Genomic DNA, 14,206 nt, shown 5'->3' with positions numbered 1-14,206 from the left:
GGGTGTACGTCGGAGTCTCAGGATCCGACGAGCGGGGAGACCGACGGGCCGCGCAGCGGCTTGGCCAGCTCGGCCAGGGCCCGTTCCAGACCGTGCAGGTGGGCGAGGGCGGGTTCGGTGGCGTGGGCCCGGTCCGCGGGGGCCGTGACGGCGGTGGGGCGGCCCTCTGTGAGTGCCTGCACCGCGGACTCGACGCGTCGGCAGGCAGCGGGCAGGCGGGCGTCGTGGGAGGCCTCCGGGTCGGTGGCCACGGCGGCCAGGCCGCGGATCTCGCGGGCGCAGTCGTCGAGGAGCGCGAGTACCCGGCGGGCCCGGCGCTTACGGGCGCGCATCGGGTTGAGCGGATGCACGAGCGGCGCCACCGAGAGCCGGACGCGCCCCAGCAGCAGCTCCAGTTCGGCCACGCGCGGCGCCGGTTCGGGGGACGCACCGAGGTCCGGTACGCCGGCGAGCCGGGCGGTGGCCTCCGCGGTGCAGGCGTGGACGCAGCGCAGGGCGCGCTGGATCCAGGCGTCGGTGGTGGCGTGCGTGGTGATCGGCAGGACGAACAGCACGGCCAGCAACGCGCCCAGCACGCCGACGCCGGTCTCCGCGAGCCGCACGGCGAGCAGCGCCGGGTCGAGGACGCCCAGGAGCCCGTACAGAAGTTCGGCGAGCAGGGTGACCGAGAGCATCATCCACGTGTACGACACGGCGGCCGAGTAGAAGATGCCGAACACGCATACGGCGACGAGCACCGCGGTCGGGACGACGGCCCCCGCCACCGGGACCGCGACGGCGAGACCGAGCCCGATGCCCAGCACCGTGCCGAGGACGCGGCGGAAACCGCGGACCAGGGTCTCTCCGCGCGAGGTGGTGTTCACGAAGATCCACCAGGTGGCGCCGACGGCCCAGTACCAGCGCTCCCCGGACACCAGCTGGCCCACGACGAGCGCGAAACCGGCGGCGGCCGTCGCCTGGACGGCCTGACGTGTGGTGGCGCGGGCCAGGCCCCGTTCGCCGGTCGGGGCGACCGGGCCTGGCACCGGAGTTGTGCGGCGCTCGTAGCACCACAGTACGAAGCGCACCGCCGAGGCGGTGAGGACGGACAGGAGGACGGCTGCGTACAGCTCGGGCAGCTGCTGCGGCCCCGCCTGCAGGAACTGGGCGACGAAGAAGGTCATGAACGCGAAGACGCCCAGGCTGTGACCGCGAGGGCCCCACCGGCGCGCGTACACGCCCGCCCCGACGACGGCGAGGAGGACCAGCCCGCGGGCGACGGGGTGGTCGTGCAGCCCGGCCGCGGCGGCGAGGACCGGGAGGCCGACGGCGGGCAGCAGCGCGGTGGTGACGAGCTGGCCGCGCACGGTGGCGTCGGTGACCGTGAACAGGGCGAGCATCGCGGCGAGTCCGCCGGTCACGGCCCCGGTGAGCGAGTGCCCGGCGAGGCCGCAGACGGTGACGGCCAGACCGATGCCGAGCACGGCCCGCGCGGCGAAGCGCAGCCGTGTCCGGCCCGGGTCCGGCGCCATGAACACCCTCTTCAGCACTGCTGTCCCGCCCCACTGGAATCGGCATGAAAAAGGCGCCGCGGAGTCCGCAGCGCCATCGACGGGACCATTGCAGCATCACTGCCACGACTGGCTCAAGTGCGGTCGAATATGCTGATCCATTGGCACAGACATATCGGTCGGTGAGCGTCCACCGCCGAGCCAACGGACCATACACACTCACATACGAGGAGGTCGGACACCATGGCCGTGGACGAGCTGGACACCCGCATCCTGCGGCTGCTGCTGGAGCGTCCCCGCACGAGTGTGCGCGAGCACGCCCGTGTCCTCGGCGTCGCGCGCGGCACCCTCCAGGCCCGGCTCGACCGCCTCGAACGGGACGGCGTGATCACCGGCATGGTTCCCTCGCTCTCCCCCGCCGCGCTCGGCCACCCCGTGCTCGCCTTCGTGCACATCGAGGTCACCCAGGGCCATCTCGACGAGGTCGGGGACGCCCTGGCGGCCGTGCCGGAGATCGTCGAGGCGTTCTCGATCGCCGGCGGCGGTGATCTCCTCGCGCGGGTCGTGGCCCGCGACAACGGGCACCTGGAGGATGTGATCCAGTCGCTGATCAGCGTGCCGGGCGTGGTCCGCACCCGTACGGAGGTGGCCCTGCGCGAGCGGGTCCCGCACCGGCTGCTGCCGCTGGTGGAGTCGATCGGCCGTACGACCAGCCGCTGAGCCCCCTCCTGCCTCTCCGCCCTCTCCGCCCCTTGGCATGCTGGGACCATGAGCACTCTCGGCACCACAGCGGTCGTCTTCGATCTCGACGGAACCCTCGTGGACAGCGAGCCGAACTACTACGAGGCGAGCCGGCAGACCCTCGCCGCGTACGGCGTCACGGGGTTCACCTGGGCCGACCAGGAGGAGTCCGTGGGCATCAGCACACGGGAGACGGTCACGCTCTGGAGGGAGCGGTACGGGCTGTCCGCGCCGGTCGAGGAGCTGCTCGCGGAGAAGAACCGCCGCTATCTGGAGCTGGCCCGGACTGCCACGCCCGTGTACCCGGAGATGCGGAAGTTCGTGGAGCTGCTGGCGGGCGAGGGGGTGCCCATGGCGGTGGCCTCGGGTTCCTCGCTGCGGGCCATCGGGACGATCCTGGCGGGCACGGGCCTGGACGCGTATCTGCGGACCGTCGTGTCCTCCGACGAGGTCGCCCGTGGCAAGCCCGCCCCGGACGTCTTCCTGGAGGCCGCGCACCGCCTCGGCGCGGCCCCGGCGGACTGCGTGGTCCTGGAGGACGCCGCTCCGGGCTCCGCCGCCGCACACGCGGCCGGCATGCGCTGCATCGCGATCCCGTACCTCACCACCCAGGCCGACGCCCCGGAGTTCACGACGGCGGAACTGCTGCTGCGTGGCGGCCAGCCGGAGTTCACGGCCCGGGCGACCTACGACTGGCTGGTCCGCACGGCGAGGTCCGGGAAGCCGTAGTAGTCGTGGAAGCCTCGGCCACAGGTGGCCCGGCCGGAGACCGCCGTACGCATCCCGGTGCTGGGCGGCCGACGCGACTGTCGGGCGCTGACCACCCTGGGCACCCCGCACCGGGGCTCGGTGCGAGCGCCGGACACACTCGCCGACGGATTCCCGTATCTGCCCGGGGTACGGGACTTGACCCGCGGTTTCCCGTCGGTGCACGAGCGCCGGTCCTGGCGACGGCACGGTCCCCGGGTCTCGGCGATGCCGCCCGCGACACCGGAGGACCGCTGCGGGTTCGTCCCGCAGGCGCACAGCGCTCTCCAGTCGCCGCGCGTACTGACCTCCCGGCTCCTCCCCCTCCTGGTGCGTCTCCAGCTGCCCGGCGACCAGGACGTGCGTGGCCCGACGGACCCGCTCGCCCGGGTGGCCCCGGCCATCAGCAGCGAGGTCGACGACGCGTATCCCGGTTCGGCACCGGCGACGCTGCGCGCCCGGGTCGTGGGCGCCGCCCGGACCCCGGACCGGCTGCTGGCATCGGTGACCCGGGAGGTCGCAGAGACCCTCTCCCTGGTTCTGCGCCAGGTCGCACCGGCGCGGTACGAGGCGCGTGAGGTGCTGGCGCCCGGCCTGTACGACATCGAGATCACCGCCGGCTCCGGGTCGCCGGCCCCTGATCCCGTCCAGGACTGCTTCGCGGTGCTCCCGGACGGCCCTTAGGACTTGCGGCGGGGTTTGCCCTGCCGGGCGCCGCCGGACCGGGTGCCCTTGCCCGCCGCCCCGCCCTTCCCGGAGCCCGCGCCCCGGCCTGCGGACCTGCCCGCGGCGGGTTTGCGTGCCGTGCTCTCCGTACCGGAGCGCTTCTTGCTCTTCGGCTGCTCCGCCTGGGGTTCCTGGCGGCGTCCGCGTGAGCTGTTGACGGTCCGGCCGCGCACGATGCCGATGAAGTCCTCGACCAGGTCGGTCGTCCGGTCCTCCGGCCAGGACAGCGCGACCTGGGACTCGGGGGCGTCGGTCACCGGGCGGTAGGTGAGGTCCTTGCGGTGGTGGAGGCGAGCCAGGGACTGGGGGACGAGGAGGAGGCCGATGCCGGCCGCGACCAGCTCGACGGCGTCCTCAGTGGTCGCGGGGCGCTCGATCGCGGGGCGGCCCGGGAGGCGCTCCCAGCCGAGGGTGTCGTCGAGGGGGTGCAGCACGACGTCGTCGGCGAGATCCTCGACGGTCACCTCGTCGACCGCGGTCACGACATGGTCCTTGGGGGCCACGACCACCGTGGTCTCGGTGTAGAGGGGGATCGCGCTGAGCACCGTACGGTCGACCGGCAGGCGTACGAGGCCTGCGTCGGCGTCGCCGCCCAGCAGCAGGGCGCCCGCCTCGGCGGGGGACGCCTGGAGCAGGGTCAGGGGGGTGTCGGGCCGGCGCTCGTTCCAGATCCGCACCCATTTGGCGGGGATCACTCCCGGGACGTACGCGAGCCGGAACGCGGCAGAATCTTCCGAGCCAGTCACCGCGCCAGGCTACCTGCCGTGGTCGGCGCTGGTTCATACGCTCGATACCCTTGACACCATGACGACGCACCAGACCTCCCAGACCATGAAGCCCGCGACCGCGGCGAAGAAGCTGGGTGTGTACCTCGAAGCCACCCCCGCAGAGTTCCAGGAGGGTGTCGTCACGCGCGCGGAGCTGACCGCGTTGCAGGCCGACCCGCCGGCCTGGCTGCTGGATCTGCGCCGCGACGGCCCGCACCCCCGGCCGGTGGTCGCGTCGAAGCTGAGCGTCTCCATCGCGGGGCTCGCCCGGGGCGGGGTCACCGAGGCCCTCACCACCGAGCAGATCGACGCGCTGAAGCAGGACAACCCCGAGTGGCTCCAGCACGAGCGCTCCGTACAGGCCGCCGTCCGCAAGGACGCGGTGCGTATCAAGGAGCTGCAGCAGGAGAAGCAGGAAAAGCGGGCTCAGCAGGGCAAGTAGGCGGAGCGGAGCCTGTCTCAGCGCCGGAGCCGGTCGAAGCGGAACGGTGCCAGGGCCTCGGGGCGCCGGCCCGTGCGGATGTACTCGGCGAGTCCGTGCCCCGTGGCGGGGCCCAGGGTGACGCCGAGCATGCCGTGGCCGGTGGCCGCGAAGGCGTTGTCGTACCCGGGGAGGCGGTCGATCACCGGGAGTCCGTCGGGGAGGAACGGGCGGCCGCCCACCCAGGGGTCGCGGATCAGGCTCACCAGGTCGTCCGGGTCGTCGAACCAGCGGCCCAGGTAGTGACGGCTCGCCAGTGCCACGGCGACGATCCTGCGCCAGTCGAGCCGGTTGTTGTTGCCGCTCAGCTCCATGGTGCCGGCGATCCGCGTGGTGCCGCCGATCGGTGAGGCGACGGCCCTGCGCTCGCCGAAGTACAGGGGGTGCCGGGGTGCCCGGTCCAGGTCGACGGAGAAGCTGTAGCCCTTGCCCGCCTGGAGCGGCAGCCGGTGCCCCAGGGTGCGCAGCAGGTCGGGTGAGCGCATGCCGGCCGCGACGACCACCGTCGAGCACGGGATGTCGCCCTGGTCGGTGGTCAGCGCGGTGACCCGTCCTCCCCCGGTCCTGAACCCCGTCACCTCCGCGTTCTCGTGGACCTTCACCCCGGCCGCGCCCAGCGCCTCGCCGAGCCCTCGGGCGAACGCCTCCGGGTCGACCACCCCCTCCCCCTCGACGAGGTAGGCCGCGCGCACCCGGGGCGACAGCGCCTCGTCGAGCAGATGTGCCTCGGCGCCCGTGGTGACCTCGTCGGGCATCGGATAGTGGCCGTCCGCCATCTCCCGCTGGACCGCGAGGTGGTGGCGGGCCTCGGCCGGGGACAGAAACGCGTGGACCATGCCGGGCCGGGTCAGGGTGGTGGCCACCCCTGCCTCACGCAGGCCGTCGAAGAGGTCGAAGGTGGGCCGGTTCAGCTCGGCGATCGCCGCGTAGCCGCGTCGGAACGCGGCCGGTGTGCTGCTGCGCCAGAACCGCCACAGCCACCGGGCGAACGCGGGGTCCGGGAGCGGTCGTAGGTAGAGGGGCGAGTCGGGTCGTCCCAGCGAGCGCAGGGCGTAACGCAGTACGCCGGGGGCCGGGACGGGGGTCGAGTGGCTGAGGCAGACCCAGCCCGCGTTGCCCCGGGAGGCCCCCGAGCCGAGGCCGCGTCGTTCGACCACCACCACCGGCAGGCCGGCCGCGGCCAGGTAGTGGGCGGTGCACAGCCCCACGACGCCGCCTCCCACCACGACCACGGGGCTGTCCGGTACGGCGGTCATGACGTGGAGCCGTACGACGCGAGGAACTCCCGGGTGCGGGGCTGGGCGGGGGCGGCGAGCACGTTCTCGGGGCTGCCCTCCTCGACGATCCGGCCGCCGTCGACGAAGACGACGTGGTCGGACACCTCGCGGGCGAAGGGCAGTTCATGGGTGACCAGCATCATCGTCATTCCGTCCGCGGCGAGTTCCCGCATCACGCTCAGCACTTCCCGGGTGGCTTCGGGGTCCAGGGAGGACGTGGGCTCGTCGAAGAGGAGCAGTTCGGGTTTGAGGGCCAACGCCCTTGCGATGGCGACGCGTTGCTGTTCGCCACCGGAGAGCTGGTCGGGCAGGGCGAGGGCGCGGTGGGCGACACCGACCCGGCGCAGCAGGGTGACGGCTCGCTCCAATGCCTCCGACTCGGGTGTGCCTGCCCTGCGTTGGGCCAGGACGACGTTCTCCACGGCGGTGAGGTGGGGGAAGAGATTGAAGCGCTGGAAGACCATGCCGACGGTGCGGCGAAGGCGCGGCAGGTCGCGGCAGACCGTGCGGCCGTCCTGGTGGACCACTTCTCCGGCGACCTCGATCGTTCCCCGGTCGGGTTGTTCGAGCAGGTTGACGCAGCGCATCAGGGTGGTCTTCCCGCCGCCGCTCTGGCCGATGACGCTGACGATGCGTCCCCGGTCGATGGTCAGGTGGACGTCGTCGAGGACAAGCCGGCCGTCGAAGGACTTGCGCAGTCCGTCGATCCGTACGACTGCCTCGGGCCGTGCTGACGCCTTGGTCGGCGGCGCGGCGATCGACTCGGTCATACGGCGCCTGCCTTCACGTCGGTGCCCGCGGTGGCGCCGGGTGCGTCCTGGGCGAGCAGGGCGCGCGCCGCCCGCAGGCGCCGTCGTCGCCACGGGGAGAGGGGGACGCCCGCCCTTACCTTGCGTTCCAGGAGGAGGAGCAGTTGGGAGAGCGGGTAGCAGAGGGCGAAGTAGATGGCCGAGATGACCAGGTACACCTCCAGTGCCCGGAAGGTCGACGAGGTGATGAGCCGTCCTTCGGACATCAGTTCGGCGGCGGAGACGGTGACGAGCAGCGAGGTGGATTTCAGCAGGTCGACGAGCATGGTGTTGGTGCCGGGCAGCGCCTGCCGTACGGCCTGTGGCAGGACGATGTGGCCGAAGATGCCCACCCTGCCCAGGCCCAGTGCCTGCCCCGCCTCGGTCTGCCCGGTGTGCACGCCGCTGATCGCGGAGCGGAAGATCTCGGAGAGGTAGGCGGCGTAGAAGACGACCAGGCTGAGGCAGCCTGCGGTGAAGACGTCCAGGCGGATGCCCGCCGAGGCCAGGCCGAAGTAGCTGAGGAAGATGATGGCCAGCAGGGGGATGTTCTTGAACAGCTCGGTGTAGAGGGCGGCGACAGCGCGTGCCGGCCATGCCCTGCTCAGCCGCAGCAGCGCCACCGCCAGTCCGAGCAGCACCGCGCCGACGAAGCTCACCACCGTGTAGGAGAGGGTGCGCCAGAGGGCGTCTAGCAGGTCGGATCGGTAGTCGGACCAGGGGACTTGAAAGAGGTCGGTCATGTCAGCCCCTCACTGGGCGATGGACGGCGGGGTCCAGTCCTGGGGCCGGTCCACTCCCCGGCGTGCGGTGGCGACGTCGGCGGCGGGCTTGAGGAACTGCTCGGGATCGCCGCCGTACTTCTGGACGAGTTTCGCCATCTCGCCGTTGGTGTACATGGCGTCGATCTGCGCGGAGATCGCCGCTTCCAGCTTGGTGGCCTTCTTCGGGAGGTAGAAGCCGGTCTGGTAGGGCTGGAAGTACTGGTAGTCGGGCTCGGCCTTGACCTCGGCGGCGGTCGGCGGTGTCAGGTACTGCGTGTCGATCTTCAGGTCGGGGCGTTCCTTCTGGGCCGCGATGATGATCAGCGGGTCGAGGAAGCCGACGTCGACGCGGCCCGCGCCGAGGTCGTCGAAGACGCCGTTGGCGTCGGGGTAGGCGTGCAGCTCGGCATCCGGGACGGCCTGGATCGACTTGACCCACACATAGCCCTCGACCGTGCCCAGTTCCAGGCCCTTCAGGTCGGCGACCGTCTTGTACGTCTTGCCGTCGCGGACGGCCATCGCCGGGGGCGAGTAGTAGGGCGGGTCGGTGAACAGGCCCTGTTTCTGGCGGTCGGCGGACCAGGCGACGCCGCCGATGGTGATGTCCACGCGGCGCGACTGCACCCCGGCGAGCATTCCGGCGAAGTCGGTCACCTGGGGCTCGATCTCCAGGCCGAGCTTTTCGGCCACGTAGGTGAGGATGTCGCCGTCCAGGCCGACGATCTTGTCCCCCTGGACCGTCGTGTAGGGGGCGTACGGCTGCACGGCGACCTTGATGACACCGGGCGTGAGCGTGCCCAGTGCGGCGGTCTTCGCGGACACGTTCGTCGGGGCGTCGTCGCCGTCCGAGCCGCAGGCGGCGGCCGTCAGCATCAGGAGGGTCGCCGACAGGGCGGTGGCGAGTGGGCGTATACGGGTCATGGGCGTGGGCCTTCCGTACCGGTGCCGAGAAGCTGGGGAGTGGGAGGAGCCCGCCGTTTCACCGCGTTGTGCCTCCGGCGGGAGGTGGTGAGGCCCATACGCTAGGGACGGCGGGCACCGTGCGTCACCGGTCACTCCGTACGAGGTTGTGGCTGGATTCGTTCGTTCTCCTGTACGTTGCGTCCAGTCGTCGGCGGGAGGAACGAGCGTGCTGAGCCCGTCACTCGCGCAGGAGATCGCCGGGGACACCTCCGCCGTCATCGGTTTCAACGTGCTGATCACCGACGCGGACGGCATGGTCATCGGCAGCGGTGACAGCAGCCGGGTCGGCAGTTTCCACGAGGCGTCGGTCGAGGTGGTCCGCACCCAGGAGCCCGCCACGCACAACGCCTCGCAGGCCCAGCAACTGCGCGGGGTACGCCCCGGTGTGACGTTGCCGCTGGTCACGGGCGGGCAGGCGGTGGGGACGGTCGGCATCACCGGAACTCCCGCCCAGGTACGCCGGTTCGGGCTGCTGGTGAAGCGCCAGACGGAGATCCTGCTCAGGGAGTCCGTGATGCTGCGCTCCCGGCTGCTCGCCGAGCGGGCGGCGGAGACACTGCTGGCCGACATCGCCTCGTACGACCCTCAGGTGGTGGAGGGCGACTTCCTCGTGTTCCGGGCCGCCGAACTGGGATTCGACCTACGGCTCCAGCGCGTCGCGGTGGCGATCGAAGTGAGCGTGCCCGACGCGGGTGCCCGACGCCCGGGCGCGCGGCCCACCCGGGACATGGCGCTGGTCCGCTCGGAGCTGCTGCGGACGGTCCGTGAGGTCTTCGCCGACCCCCAGGACATCGTCGCCTCCATGGCTCCCGGCTGGATCGGAGTACTGCGCCGCCTGCCGGCCCGGGCCGGGGTAGCCTCCCTGGCCGCCGACTGCCGGCGCATCACTGACGTCATCGCCGCGCAGGACGGTCTGGCCGCCCGCGCGGGGATCGGTGAACCGGCCGTCTCCGTCGCGGGTCTGCGCGACTCCTGGCAGGACGCCCGCGACGCGCTCCGCCTCGGCGCCCGTGCGGCGGGCGGCTCTCCCGTGCACCTGATCGCCGAGCTGCGCGTCCACCAGGTCCTGGCCGCGGTGAACCAGCCCGCCCGCCGCCGCCTGATCGGGCTGACCGCCGCGAACCTGCGGGCGCAGCCGGACTGGCCGGTGCTGCGCGACACGATCACCGCCTGGTGCGAGAGCGGCTTCAGCCTCGTCCGGACGTCCACGGCGCTGCACATCCACCGCAACACCGTCGTCTACCGGATGAACAAGATCGAGCAGCTCACCGGCCGTCCGCTGCGCGAGCACCGGACCACCATGGCCCTGTATCTCGCCTGTCTGGCCGACGAGTTGGGCGAGGGCGCCACCCCCGACGAGAGGTGACGCCCCAGCCCTTCCGCACGCCGCGCTACTCGGCGAACTCCCCGGCCGTGGGCCGCCGGGAGATCTCCGTCGCGTCGTCGACGTCCGTCAGCGGGCGCAGCCGGTAGCTGTACGCGTAGTCGCGGTTGGCGAACAGCTTGTATTCGTTGTGGGTGTGCGCGCCCCAGCTGTCGTCTCCGCCGACACCCATCTGACGGTGGCTCAGCCGCAGGACGACCTCGTCGCGCGGGGTGAGCTGGTAGTCGTGGCGGGCCCCGACGGACAGGTCCTCCGGGGTGAAGTGCGAGGCGTTGACCTCCAGGAGCGGTTCGGCGGAGACGAGCAGGCCGACGCCGTGACGGTCGGTGAGGGCGAACCAGCGGACGTCGGTCTTGTTGCCGTTCTCCTGCGGGCGCAGGTAGCCGCTCCACTGCCCGTCGACGGTGCCGGAGTACAGGCCCACGTCGGTGGAGTTGTTGCGGTCCCAGTGGTTCTCCTCGGGGCCGCGGCCGTAGTAGTGCAGCTTCTCCAGGCGGCCGGGCAGGAGGAGCAGGGTGCCGACCTCCGGGATGTACGGCAGTGAACTCGCCCCCGGGTGCAGGGTGTTGTCGACCTTGATCTCACCGTTGCCGAAGACGGTGTAGGTGGTGGTGTACGTCGATGTCGTCGTCGTGGGCAGTGTGCCGGCGACCTTGATCTCGACGGCCCGGTCCCGCAGGGCGCGGACGGTGACACCCGTGACCGTGCGTCGCGTGCCCGCGTCGCGCCACGTCTGGTTGCGGATGTGCTGTCCGTTGCCCCGGTCGTTGTCGGTGGGGGCCCGCCAGAAGTTCGGGGTGGGCCCGGAGGAGATCAGCTGGGCGCCGCCCGCCTTGTAGGACGTGATCACGCCGGTCTTCTTGTCGACGGTGACCGAGAAGCCCTTGCCCTTGACGGTGACCGAGGCATCGCCATCGGCGTGGCTCAGCGCCGGGACGCGGTCCAACGGCACAGGTGTGACGGCGGGGCTGCCCGCGTCGAGGGCGAGTTGCAGCCGGGCCACCTCGAAGCCGGACCTGGCCCACTCCGTGCTCTCGCGGGTGGTGAAGGACAGCTGGAGGAAGTACTCGGCGCCCGGCGCCGGGTCGCTCGGGAGCGTCAACGGCACGGTGATGTCCTTGCTGGACAGCGGCGGCACGTCCAGTTGCGTACGGCTCAGCTTGCCGCGCCGGACAACCTCTCCGTCCCTCACGAGCTCCCAACGCCCGTCGAACTCACGGAGGTTGGTGAAGAGGTACTCGTTGGTGAGCGTGACGGCGCCCGGTGCGGCACCGGCGGTGGCCTGCACGGCCTGGTAGATCCGCTTGACCTCGGCGGACTTGCCGGTGAGCCGGCGGTCGGCGGTGACAATGCCGTCCCCGGCGAAGGCCCCGTCGTTGGGGTTGTCGCCCCAGTCGCCACCGTAGGCGTGGAACGTCTTGTCGCGGGACCGCTTCTCGGTGAGGCCGACGTCGGCGGCGTCGAACCAGAACCGTACGCCGTCGTCGCCGGGGCCACGGCTGTCGGAGGCCAGTTCGGCGGCGCTCAGCGCGCGGGCATACACCCGGGCCCGCCGGATGGTGCCGCTGAACTCCCGGGTGGGGTTGTCGACGTCGGTGGCCAGGGCCAGGGGCGTGGTGTTGATGCTGGGCCGCCGGGTGGTGGTCCTGGTGACCCGGGGCACGCCGTCGACGTGGAGGGTCAGGGTGCCGGCCGTCGCGTCGAAGACACCGGCGACGTGGTGCTCCGTACCGGTCCAGTCGTCGGGCACCGCCCAGTACGCGCTGACCCACTGACCGCCGCCGTAGATGAAGAACTCCAGGCCGCTGTCCGACTGCTTCAGGGCGTACTGGGTGTCGCCCTTGGCGATGACGGGCTGGTGGCCACCGAGGAAGTGCGGGGTGATCCACGCCTCCAGCGTCAGGGAGCCGGTGAGGTCGAGGCTTTCGTCGCGGGCGAAGACGGTGCCGCCGGAGACACCCTTGTCACGGGTGAAGGTGCCGGCGGGGGCGATGACCTCGCCCTGGAGCGCGGTGGGCCCGGTCTCGGTGAGCATTTTGCGCGTCGGAGTGGGCCAGCTGAGGGCCTGGTCGGCGAAGTCCCAGATCCAGCCGCCCTGGAGCACGGGGTATCGGCGCACGAGATCCCAGTACTTCTTGAAGTTCCCGTTGGAGTTCCCCATGCCGTGGGAGTACTCGATCATCACGTACGGCCGGGTGTCGTTGGTGTCCTTCGCCCGTTGCTCGACGCGGGCGGGACTGTCGTACATCTCGGAGCGGATGTCGCTGATCCCGGGGCGGTCGTCGCCCTCGTACTGGATGACACGGGTGGTGTCGTAGGAGCGGATCCAGTCGTACATGGCGTTGAACGTGGTGCCGCCGCCCGCCTCGTTGCCGAGCGACCAGATGACGACCGAGGCATGGTTCTTGTCCCGGTGGACCATGTTCTGGGCGCGGGCCACGCACGCGGTGGTCCACTCGGAGTGGTTGCCGGGGTACTCACCCCGGATGCCGTGGGTTTCGAGGTTGGTCTCGTCCACGATGTACAGGCCGTACTCGTCGGAGAGTTCCAGCCACAGCGGGTTGTTGGGGTAGTGCGAGGTGCGGACGGTGTTGATGTTCAGCCGCTTGATGATGCCGATGTCCTCGACCATGTCCGCACGGGTGATCGCCGAGCCGTGGACCGGGTGCATCTCGTGCCGGTTGGTGCCCCGGAAGGAGACCGGCTTGCCGTTGATCCGCATCAGCCCGTCCTTGAGCGCGAACTCGCGCAGGCCGACCCGGTGGGAGAGGGTCTCGATCACCTTGCCGGCCGGATCCCGCAGGCGGAGCACGGCGGTGTAGAGGTTCGGGTGTTCGGCCGACCACAGGCGCGGCGCGGGCACGGCCTTCGCGGCCTGTACGGACTTCTCCTCGCCGGCGCCGAGCGCGACCGTCTGCTGGAGCGGTCTGGGCCACACCGGGTGCCCGCCCGCGTCGTACAGCTGGGTCTCGACGGAGTACTGGCCGGCGCCCTTGCCGCCGTAGTCCCGCACGTTGGCGGTGACCGACAGTTCGGCCGCCGAGTAGTCGTCGCTCAGCGGGGTGTCGATCCGGAAGTCGCGCAGGCGGACGGCAGGTGTGGAGTACAGGTAGACCGAGCGGAAGATGCCGCTCAGCCGGATCATGTCCTGGTCCTCCAGCCAGTCGCCGTCGGAGTAGCGGTAGACCTCCACGGCTATCTGGTTGGTGCCCGGCTTCAGGTACGGGCTGATGTCGTACTCGGAGGGGTCGTAGGAGTCCTCGTGGTAACCGACCAACTGCCCGTTGATCCACACGTAGTGGGCGGACTTGACGCCCTCGAAGTGGAGGAAGGTCCGTCGTCCCGACCAGTCGCGCGGGAGGGTGAAAGTGCGGCGGTACTGGCCCACGGGGTTGTGGACGGTCGGGGCGACCGGCGGCTGCGCGTTCTCGCCCCGGCCGTTGGGGCCCCACCAGGGGTAGTCGATGTTGATGTAGATCGGGCTGTCGTACCCGTGCAGCTGCCAGGCGGAGGGGACGGGGATGGTGTCCCAGGCACGGTCGTCGAGGTCGGTGCGGTAGAAGTCGGTGTCCCGGTCGTCGGGTCGGTCGACGTAGGCGAACTTCCAGGTGCCGTCGAGGTTCAGCCGGTACGGGGAGCGGGTGCGGTCGGCGGCGAGGGCCTGGGCGACGCTCGCGTACGGCATCAGCGTGGTGTGCGCGGGTTCGGTGCCGACGCGGAAGACGTCGATCTGGCCGTTCCACTCGGGAGTGGTGTCCGGGGCGTCCGCGGCGACGGCCGGATGTGCGGCGGACGATCCGGACAGGGCGAGCGCGCCGAGGACGGCGGCCCCTCCCTCAAGGAGCCGACGGCGGCTGACGGCCTGCCGGGGGCGGGCCGGTCCATCGGCGAAGGACTCGTGGGGATGCGGCATGTCCGTGGCCTTCCTCGGTACGACAGTGCGCTGCACGGACCGAGGGTGGCGTCAGGTCCTGTTCAATACTGTTGACAAACCGAACCTGGGATCCGGCAGCGCCGTGGTCATCGGTGGCGGCTCAACTCACCTTAACCGTGCGGGAGTTGATATTGAGGCAGCACA

General features: G+C 71.2%; 12 protein-coding genes. 5 read left to right on the top strand and 7 right to left on the bottom strand.

Features of this window, described 5'->3' with window-relative positions:
* Positions 1–17 precede the first annotated feature (17 nt).
* Positions 18–1,529 (bottom strand): FUSC family protein, encoded by a 1,512-nt coding sequence (locus tag ACH4TV_RS11525; protein ID WP_398396753.1) that lies wholly within the window; start codon positions 1,527–1,529, stop codon positions 18–20.
* Between the two features lie 204 nt (positions 1,530–1,733).
* Between ACH4TV_RS11525 and ACH4TV_RS11520 the strand changes: the two genes are divergently transcribed.
* Genes ACH4TV_RS11520 through ACH4TV_RS11510 form a run of 3 tightly spaced genes read left to right on the top strand, consistent with a single transcriptional unit; the run spans position 1,734 to position 3,662 of the window.
* Positions 1,734–2,210 (top strand): Lrp/AsnC family transcriptional regulator, encoded by a 477-nt coding sequence (locus ACH4TV_RS11520; RefSeq protein WP_398396751.1) that lies wholly within the window; start codon positions 1,734–1,736, stop codon positions 2,208–2,210.
* Between the two features lie 48 nt (positions 2,211–2,258).
* A complete protein-coding gene (locus tag ACH4TV_RS11515) occupies positions 2,259–2,960 on the top strand; it encodes an HAD family hydrolase (protein ID WP_398396749.1) in 702 nt (233 codons plus the stop codon).
* Between the two features lie 24 nt (positions 2,961–2,984).
* Positions 2,985–3,662, top strand: a complete 678-nt coding sequence (locus ACH4TV_RS11510; protein WP_398396747.1) for a hypothetical protein — start codon at positions 2,985–2,987, stop codon at positions 3,660–3,662.
* Here ACH4TV_RS11510 and ACH4TV_RS11505 read toward each other — a convergent pair.
* Positions 3,659–4,450, bottom strand: coding sequence for a LysR family substrate-binding domain-containing protein (locus tag ACH4TV_RS11505; RefSeq protein ID WP_398396745.1), 792 nt, complete (start codon positions 4,448–4,450; stop codon positions 3,659–3,661). The two genes, ACH4TV_RS11510 and ACH4TV_RS11505, sit on opposite strands and share 4 nt — an antisense overlap.
* Positions 4,451–4,508: 58 nt before the next feature.
* Here ACH4TV_RS11505 and ACH4TV_RS11500 point away from each other — a divergent pair, with 58 nt between their 5' ends.
* On the top strand, positions 4,509–4,913 hold the full coding sequence (locus ACH4TV_RS11500; RefSeq protein ID WP_398396743.1) for a DUF5997 family protein: 405 nt from the start codon (positions 4,509–4,511) through the stop codon (positions 4,911–4,913).
* Between the two features lie 17 nt (positions 4,914–4,930).
* Here the strand turns inward: ACH4TV_RS11500 and ACH4TV_RS11495 are convergent, their stop codons facing one another.
* The 4 genes from ACH4TV_RS11495 to ACH4TV_RS11480 are packed head-to-tail and all read right to left on the bottom strand — an operon-like array spanning position 4,931 to position 8,702.
* Complete coding sequence (locus ACH4TV_RS11495; RefSeq protein ID WP_398396741.1) at positions 4,931–6,208, bottom strand: NAD(P)/FAD-dependent oxidoreductase; 1,278 nt, start codon at positions 6,206–6,208, stop codon at positions 4,931–4,933.
* On the bottom strand, positions 6,205–6,999 hold the full coding sequence (locus ACH4TV_RS11490) for an amino acid ABC transporter ATP-binding protein (RefSeq protein ID WP_398396739.1): 795 nt from the start codon (positions 6,997–6,999) through the stop codon (positions 6,205–6,207). Before ACH4TV_RS11490 ends, ACH4TV_RS11495 begins: the two co-directional genes overlap by 4 nt.
* A complete protein-coding gene (locus ACH4TV_RS11485; protein WP_398396737.1) occupies positions 6,996–7,760 on the bottom strand; it encodes an amino acid ABC transporter permease in 765 nt (254 codons plus the stop codon). The genes ACH4TV_RS11490 and ACH4TV_RS11485 overlap by 4 nt, the downstream gene beginning before the upstream one ends.
* Before the next feature lie 9 nt (positions 7,761–7,769).
* Entirely contained in the window at positions 7,770–8,702 is a 933-nt protein-coding gene (locus ACH4TV_RS11480) for a substrate-binding periplasmic protein (protein WP_398396735.1), read from the bottom strand.
* A 208-nt stretch (positions 8,703–8,910) separates the two neighbouring features.
* Here ACH4TV_RS11480 and ACH4TV_RS11475 point away from each other — a divergent pair, with 208 nt between their 5' ends.
* A complete protein-coding gene (locus tag ACH4TV_RS11475) occupies positions 8,911–10,110 on the top strand; it encodes a CdaR family transcriptional regulator (protein ID WP_398396733.1) in 1,200 nt (399 codons plus the stop codon).
* Between the two features lie 25 nt (positions 10,111–10,135).
* Here ACH4TV_RS11475 and ACH4TV_RS11470 read toward each other — a convergent pair whose 3' ends face one another.
* On the bottom strand, positions 10,136–14,041 hold the full coding sequence (locus ACH4TV_RS11470; protein WP_398397748.1) for a glycoside hydrolase family 2 TIM barrel-domain containing protein: 3,906 nt from the start codon (positions 14,039–14,041) through the stop codon (positions 10,136–10,138).
* Between the last annotated feature and the right edge of the window lie 165 nt (positions 14,042–14,206).

This window comes from Streptomyces sp. NPDC020898, assembly GCF_044333925.1.
Taxonomy (GTDB): Bacteria; Actinomycetota; Actinomycetes; order Streptomycetales; family Streptomycetaceae; genus Streptomyces.
The sequence above is the reverse complement of the archived record's forward strand: the minus strand, read 5'-3'. Positions and strand labels throughout refer to the sequence as shown.